Below are 16,397 nucleotides of genomic sequence, written 5' to 3'. Positions count from 1 at the left end.
GCGTTGTTGCAGAAGAGAGGGATTGGCATGATGATACCGGTCCGACTTGTGCTGGCAGTGCAGGATTCCCGGTATGTCGAACCGCTGCTGAATTATGTGCATGGAAGCTCCTACGGATCGGCTCTGCAGGTGACCGCATTTACCCGCGTAGAATCATTCCTTCATTATATGGACGCGGGGGATACGCCGAATTTGGTCGTTGGGGATGCAAATATGCTGGAGAGCTGGCTCAGCCGGGGGGAGGCATCGGTTCCATGGCTGCTCCTAAGCGAGGGCCATTCAGCGCTTTCTCTTATGGAGGGCTGCGACAGCACCCCCAAATACCAGCCGCTGCCTCAGCTGCTGGACATCATGATAACCCGCTGCAGGGGAAGCGGGGGAACGCTGGATAAATTGAATTCGGGATCAACACCGGTGCTCGGCATCGTCTCTTCCCTGGGAGGGAGCGGGAAATCAACGATCGCCATGAACATGGCGAAGCAGCTTGGCGTGCTCGGTTTGAGAGTTTTCTATCTCAATTTGGAGAGCGTGAACAGCAGTGCGTTGTTTCCGTCCGGGTCCGTCGGCATGGAGGGGAGCTTTTCGCGATTACTGTATGACGTTAAGGCCTCCCAAGAATCGGCTTCCGAGACGGAGCTGTCGATAGCTCCCTATATCATCAGGCATCATGGCTTGAAGTGCGATTCCTTTGAGCCCAGCTTCAACGTTAAGGAAATATCGGAAATGACCGTGGACGATACATCCCTGCTGTTGACCTCCCTGATCGCATGCCATCATTACGATGCCATTGTGGTGGATACCGAGGGGGACTCGGGGGAACGATTGCAGGCGGTTCTCGAACAGGCCGGACTGCTGATCTGGGTGCTGTTGGATGATTTGATCAGCATGCATAAGAGCGGCGTATGGCTGGATCAATTGGAGCTTAAGAGCCCCGCCCTGTTCGGAAGCGTGAGGAAACGGAGCCGCTTCATCGTCAACCGGTACACGGGTCAGCTTGTTAACGGGCTTCCCCGCAAAGATATGAGCATAGACGGCGTGCTGCCTTATATACCTTCATGGAAGCAGCTCCATCGGGAAGATCTGCTGTTGTCTTCACCGATCTATCAAAGGGAGGTATTGAAGCTCTGCCAGCAGCTGCTGGAGGGCTCGGGTATCATGCCGGTTCATGCGGGCGGTGGGAAGTGATGATGGAGGATCCGTTTAAATCCGTTCGGGATCAGGTTCGGTCCGAGCTTGATATGAGTGCGAGCGTTAACAACTCGGAATTGATGGCCCGCATCGAGGAAATGGTGTGGAGAAGACGCGAGCTCATGGAGTTGACCGCAGCCGAGAAGCGGAGGCTGGTGCGGAGGGTATTCGATTCTTTTCGCGGGCTGGATGTGCTTCAACCTCTGGTGGACAACCCCCGGATTACGGAAATTATGATAAACAGCCACCAGGATATATTCATCGAGCAGGACGGCGAGGTCAAGAAGCTGCCGCTCCAATTCGAGTCCCAGAGCCGGCTGGAGGATATCATTCAGAGCATTGTGGGTACGGTAAACCGGGTGGTGAATGAATCGACGCCCATCGTTGACGCGAGATTGAAGGACGGCTCCCGGGTGAATATCGTGCTCCCGCCCATCGCGCTGAAAGGGCCGACCATGACGATCCGCAAGTTTCCGGAATCGCCGATGACGATGGATGACTTGGTTGGAAGGGGAGCACTGACGGAGGAGGCGGCAGAGCAGCTCCGGATATTGGTCAAGGGCAAGTATAACATTTTTATAGGCGGCGGGACGGGGTCGGGGAAGACGACTTTCCTGAATGCGCTGTCGCAATATATTCCGCCTGATGAACGTGTCATTACGATCGAGGACTCGGCGGAGCTGAAGATCGTGACGGTCCCGAACCTCGTGTCACTGGAGACCCGGAATGCCAACACGGAAGGCCGGGGGGAGATTGCGATGCGCGATCTGATCCGTTCCTCGCTGCGAATGCGTCCCAATCGGATCGTGGTGGGCGAGGTGCGGGGCAGCGAGGCGCTGGATATGCTGCAGGCCATGAATACCGGGCATGACGGAAGTTTGTCGACAGGGCACGCCAACAACACGCAGGACATGATCAGCCGTTTGGAGACGATGGTACTGAGCGGTGCGGATCTTCCGATCAGCGTAGTCCGCCAGCAGATTAGCTCAGCCATTGATATATTTGTGCATTTATCCCGGTTAAGGGATCGATCGCGACGCGTAACGGAGATTAGCGAAGTGATTGGAATGAGCGACGGCGAGGTGGTACTGAACCCGCTGTACCGGTTCCGTGAAACGGGCGAATCGGGCGGCCGAGTGATTGGGCGCCTGGAGCCTTGCGGCAATCCGCTTCAATCGGCGGACAAGCTTCATATGGCCGGGATTACGGCTTGGCCGCTGCAGAAGATGATGGAGGTGACATAAATGAAACGCTCCGGCAGTTCTGCCTGGATGTCCAAAGAGGGCCAAGGCGGCCGAGTGATCAAGAGGAGCAAAATCGCCGGTAAACCCGAGCATGCAGCCGCGGCTCGAACCCACGCCCTTCCGGATTACAGTGTCTATCATCTCTCGATGAGTCACAGAACGGCATGTGTGATCCTTGGCGGCCTTTTGTTTTGCTTCATCGGTTATCTGTTTTATCACAATCTGATATTGTCGCTGCTGCTGGGAGCGGGAGGGCTGATGATCCCTAAATTATGGCGGCGGTTTATGCTGGAACGCAGACGCAGGACACTGAATCTTCACTTCAAGCAAGCTCTCTATTCCTTGTCCTCGTCCCTGTCGGCCGGCCGCTCCGTGGAGAACGGATTCAGGGATGCCGTTCAGGACTTGCTGCTGCTGGATCCCGGAGGCAGCAGCGATCTGATCTTTGAACTCAAGGTCATTGTGTCCCGTTTGGAGTACGGCGAGCCTATCGAAGTGGCACTGCAGGATTTTGCACGAAGGGCGGGGATGGAGGATCTAACGAATTTTGCCGATGTCTTCTCAACTTGCAAACGCACAGGCGGCGATTTGGTCGAAGTCGTGCGCAGAACCTCATCCGTCATCGGGGAGAAGCTGGATATCCAGCAGGAGATATCCGTGATGATTGCACAGAAGCGGTTCGAATCCAAGGCGCTTCTTGCCGCGCCGTTCCTCCTGCTGCTGTTCATGAATATGACTTCCCCCGATTATATGGAGCCCATGTACAGCGGATCGGGGTTCATGATCTCTACTTTTGCACTGGCGGCTTTAGGAGGCTGTTTCTTATGGATCACCAAAATGATGAATATCAAGGTGTAAGGAGGTGAGGCGGGAATGCTGACATGGATGTCCGGCGCGCTGATGGTTCTGCTTGTGGGTGGTTGGGTGGTGCTGAATCAAACGTGCGGCGAACGATACCATCGTCTTGGCAGATTGTCCATGGATGGGCTCAGGCTGCAGCGGTTAGCGCCGCCTGTGTTGTTCCTGCTGGAACGGGGGAAGGTTCCGATGCGCTTCCCGATTGTATTCTACCGGATGCAGGGCTCCGTTCAGAAGATCCATGGTCTGCGGCACAGCGCGGAAATGACGTTGTTATTTATGGCCGAGGCCCTTGCGTATACATGGCTTATTTTGATCGGCGGCTGCTTGTGGTCGTTGCTGTCCGGGGAAGTAATCGGACTTCTGGCTGGATTCGGATTGGGGGCATTGCTGCCCGTCGCTTTGGTGAAGGACCTCCATAAAAAGGTCACGCTGCGTGAGCAGGATATCGTGATGGAGCTGCCGGAGCTTCTGAACAAAATTGTGCTGCTTGTCGGCGCCGGCGAGACGGTGCAGAGGGCGATCATTCATTGCGTGGAACGGAACGAGGACGCGAGCCATCCCCTGTATGCTGAGCTGAAGAGAATGGTGCTTGAATGGGAGGGAGGCCATCCGTTCCAGCAAGCCTTCGAGCAGTTCAATAAACGGTGCGGCGTTCAGGAAGTATCGATATTTACAACAACCGTCCTGCTTAATTTTCGGCGCGGCGGTAATGACTTTGTCCTGGCACTGCGGGATTTGTCCCGCGTGCTGTGGGAGAAGCGCAAGGCCATTGCAAGAACAAGGGGCGAGCAGGCCTCCTCGAAGCTGGTGCTGCCAATGGTGGTCATCTTCATGATCGTGATTGTTTTGCTCGGAGCGCCTGCATTTATGATGATGAACATGTAGAAGGGACCGGTGTACGAAATATGATGTTAAACATGGCGAAGAACGGGATGAAAGCTTTTTGGAAGGATGAGAAAGGGATCGGAACGCTTGAGATGATCCTGATCCTCGTCGTTATTTTGATTATCGCGCTTATATTTAAAGATCAGATTACGGCCTTGGTGAACAACTTGTTTAAAAACGTGAACAACAAGAGCAAAGAGTTCCTTGAATAATAGGCTCCAGAGAAGATGGAAGGACGAGACGGGGAGCTTCACGGTTGAAGCCTCCCTGGTTCTTCCCATCGTGCTGATGTTGACGGTTTTGCTTCTGTTTCTATGCTTGTATATCTATCAGCAGTCCATGCTGGTTCAGGCATCGGCCGCGGCTTCCGAAAGGACCGCGTATAGCTGGGACAACAGCCATAAGATCGCTGCCACGGGATCCGTGGAACAGGGACGCCATGATGCGTTATATTGGCGGTTAACCGACGATAACGTTGTCGGGACCTTATTCGGTTTGGCGGGGGGAGACAGTACGATGTCGATTGCACTGCCGCAAGGGGAGGCTGAGAGCGGAGGAAAATTGCCCGAGCTTAAGATGTCCAAGGGCAGCACGGCCGTGCCTTTCAGCATGGCAGGAGAGATGCGTTATACGAATCAGCTGCTCATACGAAAAGTAACGACGTCGTTAAACGAGCAGGTCTCTCTGACGCCAATCAGCCGAATGCTGGACGATGGCGGCCAGATCAAGGTCAACTCACAATCGATTGTGGTTGATCCCGTTGAATTTATCCGCACGGTGGATTTGATGCGATATTACGGATCGAAGTTTCAAGGCGGGAGAAACGGAACGGATAAGGCAGCCGCAGGAGAAGTTCTACAAAAGTTCGGAGGTTCGCGATAGTCATGACGAAGCATGGGAAAGCGCGGTCTAGTTGGAGAAGGAGAGAGGTGGGCCGATCGTCCGATGGATCTGTATCTGTTTTTTTGATTATCGCCCTGGCAGCCGTATTTATGTTTGTAGCCATATTCATTGATTTTTCGCGTATCGCGGCCATGAAGGTGCAAAGCGAGAGGCTGACAAGAGCAGCCGTACGCTCCGTGATGTCATCCTACGATCCGCAGCTGCAGAAGGAATACGGGCTGTATGCCCATGGGGGCACCAGCGGGGATCTCATTATGGGCAATGTGCTGAATGACAGCTTGAACCCGGGAGACCGCAGCGATGCGTTCCGGTTAATGGCGATGGAACTCGATAGCTCGGGGCTTGAATTTCAGCGTCCATTGGGCACTTATGACATCTTCAACCGGCAGATCATCGAGGACATGAAGTATAAAGCGCCGATCGATTTCACTTTGGAATTAGTGGGCAAGTTCAAACCGTTATCGCAGTCCATGAAGGAAGCTTCCAATACGGTCGATGTGCTTAAGAAGCTGCGCAAGCTGTATGACAAGCGGGAAGAGGCGCTGGATGAGATGCTGGCAAAACAGCGCAAGGCGGGTGAGCATGCGATTCGTCTATCGAAGCTGGTTATGGATCCGCCTGGACAACCGATCAACGATACTTCGCTCGGGGGCAGCATCCAAACCGCTGCCGAAGGGGCATCGCAGTATGAGGATTATAAAGATAAACAACAGGAGGACGCGGACAGGCCCCCCAAAGAGAAACAGTATACGCTTCTGCTCATGGCTTACCGGAGCGGAATGTCTTCCATCGGCTCGCAGATATCGAGAGAGGCCGAACGGTTTCAGCGGGAGAATGACAAGCTCCTAGCGGACGCGCAGCAATTATGGGAGGAAGCCAGGAGTTTGAACGAGGAGATGAAGCAGGTCATCAAGGAATCCGAGAACCGTTCATCTAATGCGGGGTATGACCAAGTGACGAATGACGTAACGCCGGGGTCAGCCGATTCCTCCGGGTCAGAAGCGGAGATGATCCAATCCATTCGGAAGCAAGCGGACAAATTAATTCATGGCGATGACTTCTTAAACGGCTTTCGGCAAGAAATTGACAACCAGGAGCGTCGTTATCAACAGGTTGTCCGAGCTGTGGCCGCGCTACAGTCTTCATTGGGCGGGGAGGGGATGAAGGGAGCCGTGATCGAAGCTAGCCGCGAATTGCAGAATTACATTTCTAATTATGGGGTATCAGGCAGCGGAAATATCATGGATCGGCAGCAGGCGGCATTGGAGCAGTTTCGCACATCGGATAAGGAACGGAAAGCGATGGAGAAGCTGGCCAATCAGAAGCTGAAGCAGGCATCCAAAGCCATCGAGGCGATCAACGGGCTGAATGGGCAGCATCAAGCCATTATGGATGAGTTTCGTGAACTCCAGCAGTACTATGACGAAAGCCTTCAATTTAATGCGGAAGCAGACAGCATGAGTAAGGGAAAGCCGCTAGACGACGATCCGTATGATGCCGGCAAACAAGCAATGGATAATATGGACGGTATGTTTGGATTTATGGGGAACGTGCTTGGCGGTGTTAGGGATGAACTGTTTCAGAATGAGTACGCCGTTCATTATTATCAGCATTTCGATGTCGGGAACTTATCCGGAATCGTTGACGGGTCCAGCACGGGAGAGGAGATAGTGCGGGAGTTCGCTATCGGGAATCAGGAAGTGGAATATATTCTGTACGGATTCCACAACCCCGCCGGGAATATATCGGCGGCTTATGCAGAAATCTTCGCTTCCAGGCTCGCGATTCGAACGATGGAAGGATTCGTCGTCAACAGCAAATTAGGAAATCCGTTGGCGGTTTTGGCGGCAGCCATCCTGTATGGGATCGAGAAGGCTATCGAGGATATGATCCAGCTGTGTCAGAAGGGAAGCGTTCAGCTTTCCAAGTATGTACCCGTTGAGCTTACCTACAGGGATCATTTACGAATATTTTTGTTTATTCACAGCAATAACGAGAAGAAGTTATCACGCATGCTGGCGCTGATACGATTAAACACCGGCATCAATCCTGCGGAGCGATTTACTTACGCTTCAGGGGAAGTTAGGACGGCCATGCGTCTATGGTTTCTTCCGGGAGTGACGAAGTCGATCGGCGTTGCATTCGGAAGCGACGGGGATGAAGTTCAAGGAAGTCGGTACTTGGTCAAGCGCAAGGCGGATTTTTCCTATTAGGATTAGGGGTTACTTGAATGAAATGTTTATCGGTATTACGAAAGCCTTTGCGTAAGAGCAAAGCGTCGGCGGAGCAAGGAAGCATGGTCGTGGAAGCTGCGCTTGTGCTGCCGATGTTTATGTTTTTTGTCATTTTTCTCATATATATCGTGCAGATGACGTTAATATCGACGGCGCTCCAAAGCACCGTTTCCGATACCGTCAAAACCGTAGCGGCCCATATGTATCCTGTTTCTCTAGCCGTGCAGGCGAATGCAGGCGGTAACGGAACAAGCGAAGGCACGCCCAGCACGTCCCATTGGGAAATACCCAAATTATCGCTGTCCGATTGGGTTTCGAAATATAGCGACTCGCTTCCTTCTCCTGCTAAGGAGTGGATCACGGAAGCCGTCACTACAGGTGAGGAGCCTCTGCAGCAGCTTAAGAACCAAACCGTGGAAGCCGTACTCGACCCCGTGGTTAAGCCGATGATGAAGCCGTTCATGCCTGACCGCCTTCTGGATTATGACCGAATCCATGTGTCGAATGTTCACATACCCAATTTGAAGATCGGCACGAGTCCTTATTTTGGCATTGAGGTGAATTATGCCCTTCCAATCCGGGTTCCTTTCTTGAACAAACGCATCGTGCTGCAAGCGAAGGCCAAGGAGAGGCTGTGGATTGGAGACACCGGAGAAGGCGGAGACGATTCGGGGAACGGGGACGGCTCAGAGAACGGAGCCATTGAGCTGTTGGAGAAGCCGAATCCGGCCGTCGCAAGCAAGCAGGCTAAGGTGAAGGTGAAAGTAGAGCCAGGGGCCAGCGCTCAATTATCAGTCTATTATAAGAGCGGCCAGAGCACGGCTAAATATTTGGGTTGGAAGACCGCAGATAGTAACGGCTATATCGATTGGGAATGGAACGTGGGATTTAATACAACGCCGGGGACTTGGCTGTTTGTGGTTGAGACGGCCGACGGGCAGCGGATCGAGGTGCCGTTTACGGTGGTAGCGCGGTCGGATTCATGAGAGGTTTAAGAGCAAGTTATGAAATATAGGGTTCTAAAGTTATATCCGCGAAAAGTTTTTTAAATAGATGAAACTCGTTGTGTATCCATAGTTAAAGTTCTATCCAGGCTATTCCTTTGAATAGTCGCGCAGGGGAGGTTGATAGGTGTGGCCGTTGCCTTTGGTATTTGTGCCGTTTATCTGATTGCGGCCTTTATTACAGACCTTCGTTCCATGAAGATACCGAATGCTCTAACCGTATCGGCTATGTTGTCCGGTCCGATCTTTCATGGCGCTCTGGACGGATGGGAAGGCCTGCTCTTTTCTTTGAAGGGTCTTGGAGCAGGGTTTCTCATCTTGTTGATCATGTATTTTATAGGGGCTGTAGGAGCGGGCGACGTTAAGCTGTTCGGTGGGATCGGCGCCTGGACCGGCTTGTGGTTTACCTTCCAGGGCATTATGTATTCTGTCCTTTTTGCCGGTGCCATCGGTTTGCTCATTCTGCTCTGGCGGCGGGAGACGATGAAGCGAGTACGCCATGTCGTTGAGAGTATCGCCGGAGTTTTTGTAATGAAGAGCTGGTTGCCGTGGCGCAACAGCCAGGAGGAGCACTTGCGATTTCCCTTTATGATGGCTGTCCTTCCTGGCATGATCAGCACGTATCTAGTACTGCACATGTAGGAGGCGGCGCTTATGTTCGGATTAAAGGCGGATTTTATGCAAAACGGCGGAACGATCATGGTGCTGGATCGGAATGAAGGGATCCAGTCAGCAGAACTGAATCATGTGCAGCTGGGCATGATTCGTTCTTCGAGAATCCCGCATTTTTTGAAGCTGCATATGAAAGAAGTCGATTACAAAGTAACCTTGGAATATGATATCACCGGCAAAAAGATGCTGTCACAGGCATTGAAGAGCGAGCGCATGACGTTGACCGAGTACTATGGGCTGCTGCTGCAGATCGCTACCGCATTGGAGGACAGCAGGCTATATATGCTTCAACCCGAGAATTACATACTTCATGAGGATTTTCTGTTTGTTGAAGGTTCCCTGCATCTTGGCACATTATATTTAACTTATGTTCCCCTTTCCGTTAATGAGACAAGCAGTAACCGTCTCCCTGTAACGCTTAAGGAGCTTATGACAAGGCTTCTCTTATCTGTCTCGGAGCTGAAAGGAGGAGGGATACAAGCATTGATGTCCTTCTGCAGTGAACAGAGCTTCAATTTGCCGGGACTTAAGCGGCTTATCATTGAACTGCTTGCAGGAGAAGATGGTGAAGGCGATCAAGCAGGAACGCAAGCGAAGATGGCAGTGCCTGTACGTCTGAATGAAGGATTGCCCTATACCGATAATCCCTCAAACAGCACCAGGCCTGCCTTCTCATTTGCAGGACCGGCTCACAGCCGGGGTGCAGTACCGCAGACGGTGAATGACGGCAACACGGATAAACAGAGTTTAATTCGGAGCCTGACGGAACGTACCAACGAGATGTTTGGGAAGAGCGGCCGAAACGAAGAAGGTAATTCTCATGTCGGTCGCACCCCATCAGGTCTTCCTGCGTGGTCATCTGGCACAGATGACTCAAGTCTTGATGAAGCGGAGCACGGCAAGTCTTCGCCGATTCGGACCTATATTCTGCTAGGATGTTTGCTCGCAGCAGCGGGAGCTTGGAGAATGTTGTACATGAATCAACCCGGTCCGCTGATGCTGGGGCTATCGGTAGGGATTACGATTCTGCTTGCCGTGATCGCTTGGCTCGGCTACACGGGCAAACTCCGGCTGCTCTCACGGAGAGCGGATGATTGGTCCGGTTCACTGCCCGTGTTTGAATCCACAGAGCTGAGTCCGCAGGAGCATGCCAAGTGGAAGTCCGTCCCGCGTTTTGAGGCAGATCCCTTATCCGGTCTTCTTACAGGAAATCAGGCAGCAGATTCAGGGAAAGCAGCAGAAGCAGAGCTTGGTGAGGGGAAGGAGCATTGGAGATGGCAGGTTCCTAAATCACCATTTAACCTTGAGCGGGATCACCCTTCAGCGGGATCTACCGTACAGTCTTTGCGGGACCAGGCTTTTTCGCGTTCGCCTAACGCCGGGGAAGGAGATTCTTTTGGGGAAGAAGGGGATTATTATGCCAAGCTGTCCCAACGGACGGAGGTGCTTTCGTCCTCTGGTGGTGGGGGAGCTACCGTGCTGTTAAGTCCGGATACTGCCGCTCGTCCGGCCGGACAACTTTCAGCCAGGGACTATCTTGAGTTAAATGAACCGAATGCAGCCGTCCCGCAGCGGATTGAACTGCATCAGCCCCATTTCATCATCGGCAGGTCTCCCGATGTAGCCCAATTCGTCGCTCAGGGTGTGGGGACTTCACGGGCGCATGTGGAGCTTTCGCGCGAAAGCGGTGGATACGTCCTGAAGGATCTGGGTTCCAGAAACGGTACGATGTTGAAGGGAGAATCCATGGTGCCTTATAAAGAATACCCTCTGACGGAGGGGGATGCCTTTATTATTGCCGGATGGACGTTTACCCTGCGTAAGGGATAAGATTTTATAGTACATAAAGAACCCCGAGGTTGAAAGGCAGCGATTCCGCTTTAACATAACACCCGGGGTTTTTTGTTCTGTCTTTATGAAGTCTGAGTACAACATTTTTATAACGAGCTAGAATAGATCAGGTACTCCGTATCGCCAGTTGGGTCAAAATACCAGTTAGCGATCTTTTTTGAGTAATTATAAGATCCTCCGTATAAGGGCCAGCGTGTAACGTACACATTGTATTCCGGAACGAAGATATTATATTGTGCATCATATCCGCTTGGATAAGACGAACTCATAAAAAAAGTAATAATAAAGATATTGATGTTTTTGTAGCCATATTTTTTATGTACATGGTTGGCAATGTTTTTGGTAAGCTGATCCCCCGTTGAAGGTTTGCTGTCAAAGGTGTCGATAATGTTCTGCATCGTTTGTTCGTCCGAAATTTCTACGGCAATGGTGAGCGAATCCGAATCATCGGTTATGCCATAAGTTAAGTTGTTTAGGTGCAATTTTCCGAAAGAGAGGTTCGAGTATTTGGATTCCAACTCTTCTTGGATTTTTACCGCTTTCGTTTTTACCGGCGGGATCGGTGTTGGCTTAGGCACAAAGGGCTCTGTCCCTTTGTAACTGGTAATGTTGATGATGTTTCCATTTACGGCCAAGGTTGCTCCAGTGGCTTCGCTAATGAAGCGAAGCGGGACGAAAATGTTTCCGTTCAAGGATACCGGAGGAGATTCGAGCAGTATTCGCGAGCCGTTTACATAAGCGTTTTTGTTGCCAACGGTCATCACAAGGTTGATCCCTTTTTTAGTTCCTGTAATCTGCTGTTTGGAAGGATCCCATTTTACAGAGAGGCCCAAGCTTTTGAATATAGGAGCGAATTGTACTAGGGTCACCCCGTCTCGCAAAATAGGGGCCTGACGCAGCCCCACTTTAACGCCATCCACATTGACGATATTAGCAGGTGCTGCTCCTGCGGCAGGCACGATACATGTAAATAGTAAAACTATAATAATTGCTAACTTTAACTTCACGCCATTCTCTCCTCCTAGGACTATGGGTTAGATTTCTTATAACAATCTATTATACGTGATCCATGATTTATTTCCATGATTTTCTTGAAATCAACCAGTTGGATCATCTTATCTGGCTATGAGATGAATTTTTTTGTTTCAGGCCGTAACCAATCCCCATGGATAAAGGTTTATTACATAGGATTTAATTTCAAGGAGATGAAGGAGAATGATCGATGTGATAAAAAGGGGCTTATTATGGTTACCCTTGTTTTTGGTGTTATGGTTGCTGCTTCCCAGCCCCTCCCATGCCGCCTCTTCTTTCGTAAAAGCAAGTGTGGAGTATGGGCCATTCAAATCGCTCTTCACCTTGGAAGACCCGGTAATGATGAAGGATGGAAGAGTATTGCTTCCTCTTCGGGAGGTCGGCGATATTTTGGGTTTGAAGGTGCATTGGAATCAACGACAGCAAAGGGCGAGTCTGTATGGCGTAAATCTTGAAATGACGCTGCAGCCAGGATCCGATGTTGCTGACGTGAACAAGGAAAAGAAAAAACTCCAGACTTCTGCGGAAGTCATCAACGGAAAGCTGTACATTCCTCTTCGGTTTGTTGCCGAGGCCGTGAGTGAGGAAGTGAGGTGGAAATCCGATACGAAGACGTTATCTGTTGGCAGCAGTTACGCTATGGGAACAGATAAGGGCATTACATTTTGGCTTAACCGGAAGAATGGTGAATTCTATCAAGCCATCGGAAACAGGACACCGTCGCTCATTGGAAAATTGGATATCCTGGTAGAGGAGCTGAGACATCTCCAAGTGGAAAGACTGTCCGACAACAGTTCGTACGTGCGACTATATGAAGCAGTAGGGATGTCCGCATTAGGTAAGAGATCCGGCCAGGTTTTTGTGAAGGATGGACAGATCATAAAGGAATCGCACTTCGGATTCATGGGATATTATCCGGATACCAACACGTACAGCCTGTACGATCTGCAAGGAAAAGTATTGTTCACGGATGGCAAGCATGCAGAGTTTCTGAATCATCAAGGAGAAGTGGTGTCTTCATTCGATCTAGGGGAGCTTACCGGAAAAAAAGACGAGGTCTATATGATCGAATACGTTACGGATTCGTACATGATCTTGCGGGAATATGGTACGCAGCATCTGATACTCTATCATCGAATGCGTGAAATCACCGCGTATGTTCATGAGATACTACCGCTTCCTCTATCAGAGAAAAAGTTCCTCGAAGAAGTTGCCTTGGACAGAAATAATGAACCGGACCGCGAGCTTATCATTCGCTTCAATAAACAAGAGGAGAATACGCTTTTGTTCCTATATAAGAGTAAAACAACAAGCCAAGTTGATTTGTATCCCTTCAATTTAGCAGACTTAAAAAACGAATCCCCCTAATCCTTTGTACGAGGACTTGGGGGAAATGACCAAACGGCTTGTCCGTTCATTTAAGACAAGTACCGCCATTCCATATAATTACTTCATTACTTATTGATCAAATGCTGATAAGGCTTGTAGTCGATTTCCTTCTTCTGGAGGAAGTTCATCAGGAATTTGTAATCCCGCTTCGGCGTAGCCACGATGTAACCTTTGATGCAGTGATCCCGGGTTACTTCGGTTGCGCCGGATTCGACGGCGATTTTGCCGATTTCGGCTGCAATGGAGTGTTTGGCGATATCCCGGAACGGTCCCGGAACAGGCTGCACCAGCTCGTCCAGAAATGCTTTGGATTCATCCGTCCACAGCGGGCGGCTTCGCTCTACCCAGTAATTTTGCCAATCGAGCTTCGATTTGCCGTCGGCCTTGGGAAGCACTTTCAGAAACTTGCGGAACATGAAAAATCCGCCGATGCCCATCAGCCCGAGCATGACCCATCCCCAGAAGGCAATGGAGTTCATGAACCATGACGGCGGCGCACTGGACGACAAATAGCCCATGACGGCCCCTGTGCTCTTCATCTGTATATCACCTCAATGATTATTGTCACATGACACTTTCATGAGAATTATAACGCATTTCTAGATTTATTTCGATATACAAGCTAAAATAGGTGTAATTGTGTGTTAAAAAAGGGGGATGCAGCATGTTGAAAATTGGTTCCCACGTGTCGTTTTCGGACAAGGGATTGCTGACTGCGACGGCTGAAGCCACGTCATACGGCTCAAGCTCGTTCATGATATATACCGGCGCGCCGCAAAATACGCGCCGCAAGCCGATCGACTCCATGTTTATCGAAGAAGGCAAAGCCGCCATGAAGGAAAGCGGGATTGAAGAAATCGTGGTCCACGCGCCGTACATTATCAACCTCGGATCGTACAAGCCGAATACGTTTGAGCTGGCGGTGAGCTTTCTGCAGGAGGAGATTCGCCGCACGCATGCGGTCGGCGTGAAGAACATCGTTCTCCATCCCGGCGCATATACCGACAAGGATGCGGAATACGGCATCGACCGAATTGCGGAAGGTCTTAATGAAGTGCTAGGCGGTACGGATGAGACCGAAGTGAAGATTGCGCTTGAGACGATGGCCGGCAAAGGTACTGAAATGGGACGCAGCTTTGAAGAAATTGCTTCCATTATTGATAAGGTGAAGTACAACGACCGATTAGCCATTTGCCTGGACACCTGCCATATTCATGATGCGGGATATGATATCGTGAATGATCTGGACGGCGTGCTGGAGCAGTTCGACAAGCTGATCGGACTCGACCGCTTAACGGTCGTCCACGTGAACGACAGCAAGAACCCGCGCGGAGCGGGCAAAGACCGTCATACGCCGATTGGAACCGGATGGATCGGGTATGAAGCCATTCAGCGAGTGGTTCATCACGAGAAGCTCCAGGGCAGACCGTTCATTCTCGAAACGCCGTGGATCGGTAAAGATCCAAAAACCCAGCGTCCGATGTACGAGATCGAGATTGCGCTTCTGCGCGGGGATGTGGAGGGCCGTTTCGGTCCAGCTTTCACGCAGCAAGTGGAAGAGCTGGGTGCTTTCTTTGCCAAGGAAGGCATCGAGTCCCGTTCATTTGTACTGGATACCTGGACGCTGCTGAAGAATGATGCCAAAGCCAAAAAGGCCGATCCGCGCGAACCGATGGAGCGCCTGTACGATATGGTCATGGCGGCCGGCCTGCTGTCCGACCTGTCGGAGGAGCAGATCAATCAGCGCCTGATCGCTTGGTTGTCGGGTGTTTCCCTGACATCCTAAGCTTCATTAGAAATGGCATATTAGTAAGAAACTGAGGCATTCTCAAGAAAACGTCCGCATGCTGCGGATTGTTTTTCTTGAGAGGTGCCGTTCATGTTCATTGCAGATTTAAAAGGAGGATCACCGAGTCTCATGGAAATTCACATCAAGAAGGATCTGCCGTCTGCGGCAGGTCAGTACCCTAATCGTGCCCGCATGCTGATCTCCTGTCCGGATGGACCGGGAATCGTGGCAGCAGTATCCCAGTTCCTGTATCAGCATGGCGCGAATATCGTTCAGTCTGACCAATATACGATGGACCCGGCCGGCGGCATGTTTTTTATGCGGGTTGAGTTCGACCTGGAGGACTTGAACACGAAGCTTCCCCAGCTGGAGGAATCCTTCCGGGAAGTAGCCGATCAATTCCGCATGGAATGGAATATCTACCATGCCGCCCGCAAGAAACGCCTGGCGATTTTTGTTTCGAAAGAGGATCATTGCCTTGTAGAGTTGTTGTGGCAATGGCAGGCTGGCGACCTGGATGCGGATATCGCATTGGTGGTCAGCAACCATCTGGATATGAAGGAATACGTGGAATCCTTCGGTATCCCGTATCACCACATTCCGGTTACGGCGGATACGAAGCCTCAAGCGGAGCAGCGTCAGTTGGAAGTGATCGGCGATGATATCGACGTGATCATCCTTGCGCGTTACATGCAGATTATTTCGCCAACCTTTATCGATCATTACCGGAACCGGATTATCAATATCCACCATTCCTTCCTCCCGGCCTTCGTCGGCGGCAAGCCTTATGCGCAAGCATATAACCGCGGCGTCAAGATTATCGGGGCAACCGCCCACTATGTAACGGAAGAGCTCGATGGCGGACCGATTATCGAGCAGGACGTGCAGCGCGTAAGCCACCGGGACGACGTCAATGAGCTGAAGCGCATCGGACGTACCATCGAACGCGTGGTGCTGGCAAGAGCCGTCAAATGGCATGTCGAGGATCGGATTCTGGTCCATAACAATAAAACGGTTGTATTCAGCTAATTCTGGTCATTCCGACGATTCATCATAGAGAGTATAATGGAGCAGCCTGACACTTTAACGCTGCAATGGATTACCCCTTGATCCCGCTCCTCTTCTTGGAGCGGGATTTTATTTTATATTTGACTTAAGTAATAACACGAATTTCTTGCCAAAAGCTGAAAAAATGGTTCCTTGGAGCTTTTTATGGAAGTATACGTCAAACTTTTTATAAATTCGACTCGTCAATATAGTTGAGCTTGTGAAGAGAGTCTTTACATACATCTTCTAAAACCTATGCATCTTTTGTCTTTGAACAGCAATTTATATGCGGAGAGGG

General features: G+C 50.9%; 15 protein-coding genes. 13 read left to right on the top strand and 2 right to left on the bottom strand.

The window, feature by feature from the left end; all coding sequences use genetic code 11:
* The first annotated feature begins 27 nt into the window (after positions 1–27).
* The 10 genes from MHI43_RS26450 (at position 28) to MHI43_RS26405 (ending at position 10,821) form a co-directional block, all read left to right on the top strand.
* Positions 28–1,185 carry a hypothetical protein gene (locus MHI43_RS26450; protein ID WP_015737231.1) on the top strand — a complete coding sequence of 386 codons (1,158 nt, stop codon included), beginning with the start codon at positions 28–30 and terminating at the stop codon, positions 1,183–1,185.
* Complete coding sequence (locus MHI43_RS26445; protein WP_036666308.1) at positions 1,185–2,432, top strand: ATPase, T2SS/T4P/T4SS family; 1,248 nt, start codon at positions 1,185–1,187, stop codon at positions 2,430–2,432. Before MHI43_RS26450 ends, MHI43_RS26445 begins: the two co-directional genes overlap by 1 nt.
* Entirely contained in the window at positions 2,433–3,290 is an 858-nt protein-coding gene (locus tag MHI43_RS26440; protein ID WP_036666309.1) for a type II secretion system F family protein, read from the top strand. It abuts the gene before it with no gap.
* Between the two features lie 15 nt (positions 3,291–3,305).
* Positions 3,306–4,178, top strand: coding sequence for a type II secretion system F family protein (locus tag MHI43_RS26435; RefSeq protein WP_036666310.1), 873 nt, complete (start codon positions 3,306–3,308; stop codon positions 4,176–4,178).
* Positions 4,179–4,198: 20 nt separating this feature from the next.
* Positions 4,199–4,390: a Flp1 family type IVb pilin gene (locus tag MHI43_RS26430; RefSeq protein ID WP_015737227.1), complete on the top strand. Its 192-nt coding sequence runs from the start codon at positions 4,199–4,201 to the stop codon at positions 4,388–4,390.
* The gene (locus tag MHI43_RS26425) at positions 4,383–5,060 is read left to right on the top strand and encodes a TadE/TadG family type IV pilus assembly protein (protein ID WP_036666312.1); all 678 of its coding nucleotides are present in this window, start codon (positions 4,383–4,385) and stop codon (positions 5,058–5,060) included. The genes MHI43_RS26430 and MHI43_RS26425 overlap by 8 nt, the downstream gene beginning before the upstream one ends.
* Positions 5,061–5,107: 47 nt before the next feature.
* Complete coding sequence (locus tag MHI43_RS26420; protein WP_036666314.1) at positions 5,108–7,294, top strand: hypothetical protein; 2,187 nt, start codon at positions 5,108–5,110, stop codon at positions 7,292–7,294.
* Positions 7,295–7,311: 17 nt separating this feature from the next.
* Entirely contained in the window at positions 7,312–8,301 is a 990-nt protein-coding gene (locus MHI43_RS26415) for a TadE family protein (RefSeq protein WP_036666315.1), read from the top strand.
* Between the two features lie 147 nt (positions 8,302–8,448).
* Positions 8,449–8,961, top strand: a complete 513-nt coding sequence (locus MHI43_RS26410) for an A24 family peptidase (protein WP_036666317.1) — start codon at positions 8,449–8,451, stop codon at positions 8,959–8,961.
* Between the two features lie 12 nt (positions 8,962–8,973).
* Complete coding sequence (locus MHI43_RS26405) at positions 8,974–10,821, top strand: DUF6382 domain-containing protein (protein WP_036666319.1); 1,848 nt, start codon at positions 8,974–8,976, stop codon at positions 10,819–10,821.
* Between the two features lie 107 nt (positions 10,822–10,928).
* Here MHI43_RS26405 and MHI43_RS26400 read toward each other — a convergent pair whose 3' ends face one another.
* Positions 10,929–11,849 (bottom strand): copper amine oxidase N-terminal domain-containing protein, encoded by a 921-nt coding sequence (locus tag MHI43_RS26400; protein ID WP_015737221.1) that lies wholly within the window; start codon positions 11,847–11,849, stop codon positions 10,929–10,931.
* A 256-nt stretch (positions 11,850–12,105) separates the two neighbouring features.
* Between MHI43_RS26400 and MHI43_RS26395 the strand changes: the two genes are divergently transcribed.
* Complete coding sequence (locus MHI43_RS26395; protein WP_341283178.1) at positions 12,106–13,242, top strand: copper amine oxidase N-terminal domain-containing protein; 1,137 nt, start codon at positions 12,106–12,108, stop codon at positions 13,240–13,242.
* 86 nt (positions 13,243–13,328) lie between these two features.
* Here the strand turns inward: MHI43_RS26395 and MHI43_RS26390 are convergent, their stop codons facing one another.
* Positions 13,329–13,802, bottom strand: coding sequence for a DUF2621 domain-containing protein (locus MHI43_RS26390; RefSeq protein ID WP_009594427.1), 474 nt, complete (start codon positions 13,800–13,802; stop codon positions 13,329–13,331).
* 125 nt (positions 13,803–13,927) lie between these two features.
* Between MHI43_RS26390 and MHI43_RS26385 the strand changes: the two genes are divergently transcribed.
* On the top strand, positions 13,928–15,049 hold the full coding sequence (locus MHI43_RS26385; protein WP_015737219.1) for a deoxyribonuclease IV: 1,122 nt from the start codon (positions 13,928–13,930) through the stop codon (positions 15,047–15,049).
* A gap of 132 nt (positions 15,050–15,181) precedes the next feature.
* A complete protein-coding gene (gene purU, locus MHI43_RS26380) occupies positions 15,182–16,081 on the top strand; it encodes a formyltetrahydrofolate deformylase (protein WP_036666321.1) in 900 nt (299 codons plus the stop codon).
* The last annotated feature ends 316 nt before the right edge of the window (positions 16,082–16,397 follow it).

Origin of the sequence: Paenibacillus sp. FSL H8-0457, from assembly GCF_038051935.1 — a bacterium.
Classification (GTDB): domain Bacteria; phylum Bacillota; class Bacilli; order Paenibacillales; family Paenibacillaceae; genus Paenibacillus_AQ; species Paenibacillus_AQ lautus_A.
The sequence above is the reverse complement of the archived record's forward strand: the minus strand, read 5'-3'. Positions and strand labels throughout refer to the sequence as shown.